The 2,921-nt window shown below is 59.1% G+C and carries 4 protein-coding genes; 1 reads left to right on the top strand and 3 read right to left on the bottom strand.

Annotated features, from left to right (window positions below):
- Nucleotides 1-301: 301 nt before the first annotated feature.
- Nucleotides 302-1,431 (top strand): IS3 family transposase gene (locus tag M511_RS18935; protein WP_139824657.1). Its coding sequence is split into 2 segments (ribosomal slippage): nucleotides 302-536 and nucleotides 536-1,431, totalling 1,131 coding nucleotides; the frame shifts between segments, so codons are not numbered across the junction.
- Here M511_RS18935 and M511_RS18930 read toward each other — a convergent pair.
- Genes M511_RS18930 through M511_RS18920 form a run of 3 tightly spaced genes read right to left on the bottom strand, consistent with a single transcriptional unit; the run spans nucleotide 1,381 to nucleotide 2,382 of the window.
- Entirely contained in the window at nucleotides 1,381-1,695 is a 315-nt protein-coding gene (locus M511_RS18930; protein WP_139824656.1) for a hypothetical protein, read from the bottom strand. The two genes, M511_RS18935 and M511_RS18930, sit on opposite strands and share 51 nt — an antisense overlap.
- On the bottom strand, nucleotides 1,688-2,077 hold the full coding sequence (locus M511_RS18925; RefSeq protein WP_085503252.1) for a hypothetical protein: 390 nt from the start codon (nucleotides 2,075-2,077) through the stop codon (nucleotides 1,688-1,690). The genes M511_RS18930 and M511_RS18925 overlap by 8 nt, the downstream gene beginning before the upstream one ends.
- On the bottom strand, nucleotides 2,074-2,382 hold the full coding sequence (locus M511_RS18920; protein WP_240547712.1) for a mobilization protein: 309 nt from the start codon (nucleotides 2,380-2,382) through the stop codon (nucleotides 2,074-2,076). The genes M511_RS18925 and M511_RS18920 overlap by 4 nt, the downstream gene beginning before the upstream one ends.
- Nucleotides 2,383-2,921: the final 539 nt, after the last annotated feature.

The following is a 2,921-nucleotide window of genomic DNA, read 5'->3' as shown; positions in this document are numbered from 1 at the left end:
GCGATCGAAATGGCGGCCTTTGAACATCTTGCACCCCCGGAGCGTGCCGGAGGCGTACGCCGAACTGAGTTACCGAAAAGTTTGCAACAGATCCCCCGCCGAAGCCAACACAGCCGTAGGCCGGTGAGACAAGTCCGTGCGTATTACTAATAGGCCCGCGCTACGGGCCTATTACTGCCGTCTCCTTACAGCCTCACCGCAGGCCCTCTTTGTGCGGCCAGATAGTCCCGGCGCAGCTTGGACCTGTCACGGTTTGGTGCCGCTCCTTTGATCACGTAATGTGCAGCAAAGGAGATGAACTATGGGCACAGGCAGGACGGATGAATTTCGCAAGGATGCGGTGCGGATCGCGCTGACAAGTGGGCTTTCGCGGCGTCAGGTCGCGGATGATCTGGGCGTCGGCTTGTCGACCTTGAACAAGTGGGTGAATGCGCACCGCGATACGGATGTGGTCTCTGCCGAGGACCGCGAGCTGGCGCGGGAGAACGAGCGGCTTCGGCGCGAGATCCGCATCCTCAAGGAGGAGAGGGACATCCTAAAAAAAGCCACCCAGTTCTTCGCGAGCCAAAAGCCGTGAGGTTCCGGTTCGTCGAAGAACAGCGCGGGTCTTTCCCGGTCGACCGGCTTTGTCGGGTGATGAATGTCAGCCCGCGCGGCTTACGGGCCTTCCGCAGCCGTCCGGCCAGCCGCAGGCAGCACATGGACATGGTGGTTCTGGCGCATATCAAGGAGCAATCGCGGCTGAGCCTGGGCAGCTATGGCCGGCCGAGGATGACCGAAGAGTTGAAGGAAGTCGGCGTCGATGTCGGGCACCGCAGGGTCGGGCGACTGATGCGCGAGAACGGGATCGTCGTTGAAAGAACGAGGAAATTCAAAGCGACCACGGACAGCGATCACACGTTCAACATCGCGCCGAACCTGCTGGACCGTGACTTCACGGCAGAACGGCCCAATCAAAAGTGGGCGGGCGACATCAGCTACATCTGGACCCGTGAGGGCTGGCTGTATCTGGCGGTGATCCTGGACCTGCACTCCCGGCGCGTGATCGGTTGGGCTGTGAGCAACCGCATGAAACGCGATCTGGCGATCCGGGCCTTGAAGATGGCCATCGCCCTGCGATCCCCGCCGCGGGGCTGCATCTTCCACAGCGATCGCGGCAGCCAATACTGTTCGCATGACTACCAGAAGATCCTGCGCGAGCATGGGTTCAAGGTGTCGATGAGCGGCAAGGGTAACTGCTATGACAATGCCGCCGTCGAGACCTTCTTCAAGACCATCAAGGCCGAGTTGATCTGGCGGCGCACGTGGGAGACCCGCCGACAGGCTGAGACAGCCATCTTCCAATACATCAACGGCTTCTATAACCCGCGCCGTCGGCACTCAGCATTGGGAGGAAAAAGCCCCTTGGCCTTCGAACGCCAAGTGGCCTAAACGAGCACCGGGGGCGGCACAAATACGCGACAGGTCCAGCTGCGGATAGACGATGTGACGGTAACGCCATTGCAGCCAGCACAAACCCAATGCGCCGGCCAATTGAATGCAGCCTCCCAAGGGCTTGTCGCCCGCGAAAACCCATGACGGATTGAGCACAAACGTCAGGGCCAGCATGACACCCATGACGGCGAAAAGAGCCGCAAGGCCGAACTGAAAAGCCCTGTTCACTTGAACGAAAGTATCTCGAACCTTCTCAAGCATTGATGACGCCTCCCTTTGCCAATTCTTTGCGCTTGATCTCAACTCCTGGCTCCCAAATCTCGCCCCGGCTATGACGCCTCACGTACTCACTCACCAGGTCACGCAAAGCGCGGCTCGGGAGCACGCCATTCTTTCGGGCAGCCGCGTCAAATTCCGCCTTCAGATCCGTATCAATGACTGCCCGAATCGAGTCGCCACGTGAGCGCCAATAGATGCGTCCATAGTTGAGCGGCGCTCGGGCTTGCGATGTCCGCCAGATGTATTCCCGCATGAGGTCGCGCAAAACTTGGCTCACTGCTCGGTCTTGGTGAGCTGCAATCTGGCTGAATTGCTCCTTCAATTCTGGCGATATGAGCACGCGGACATAGGGAACTGCACTCATCGTTGCGCCTCGCCCGGAGTCCAGATTTCGTGCCCGAGGCGCTTCAATTCGCCCTGCACTGCCTTCATGCGATCCGGCCCGGCCAAAGCACGCAGCAGCAACAGCGTTTCAACCTGAATGGCCGTCGGGGCCGGGGCCGCAGGGCCGGTTGCGCTTCGCTCTCCCGGATCGTCCAGCCGGTCATGCAACAGCGTCACCTCCCGTTGTAGGGCCGTAAGCGTGCAATGCAGCTCGTGCGCGTCATCGATCAGGTCGCGCAGGTAGGTAGATAGCGGCTTGCCCCTGCGGGCCGCCGCGACCTCCAAAACGGCCTTCCTCTCCGGGGTTAGTCGTAGGGTGATTGGGTGTCCCAACATAGAGAAGCCCCTTGTAGTGCGCCCTGTAGTGCGTGACCTATAGGCAAATCAGTGTGTTACAGCGGTTTTGTAGTACCTGAACACTACAGCGCACCATGCCATGATTCGAAAATATTGTTTGCTATCAATGACTTAGCTGCACCGAGAGGTGCGTATGGTGTATAGACGAGTTAAGGCTAAGGATTGGTCCTTTTTCTACTGCGTTCGATACACACCGCACCCTGAGAGGGTCCGCCTATGGGTCCCAATGCGCTATGCGCATTGGGATGATGCGAAGATGAGGCGGGAGTAATGCAGCGGTGACGCGAAGATGATGCGCCGGTGATGCAACATGATGCAGAGATCGTGCATTTCATCATGAGCGGCGACCCCTGAAATACCCAGCAACGGCGCGGGATCTGTTGCAAACTTTTCGGTAACTCAGTTCGGCGTACGCCTCCGGCACGCTCCGGGGGTGCAAGATGTTCAAAGGCCGCCATTTCGATCGC

This window comes from Paracoccus sp. J56, assembly GCF_019633685.1.
GTDB lineage: Bacteria > Pseudomonadota > Alphaproteobacteria > Rhodobacterales > Rhodobacteraceae > Paracoccus > Paracoccus kondratievae.
The sequence above is the reverse complement of the archived record's forward strand: the minus strand, read 5'-3'. Positions and strand labels throughout refer to the sequence as shown.

Excerpts from the sequence above, each read along its gene's own strand:
- M511_RS18930 (WP_139824656.1), bottom strand. The coding sequence starts at position 1,695 with ATGCTTGAGAAGGTTCGAGATACTTTCGTTCAAGTGAACAGGGCTTTT.
- M511_RS18925 (WP_085503252.1), bottom strand. The coding sequence starts at position 2,077 with ATGAGTGCAGTTCCCTATGTCCGCGTGCTCATATCGCCAGAATTGAAG.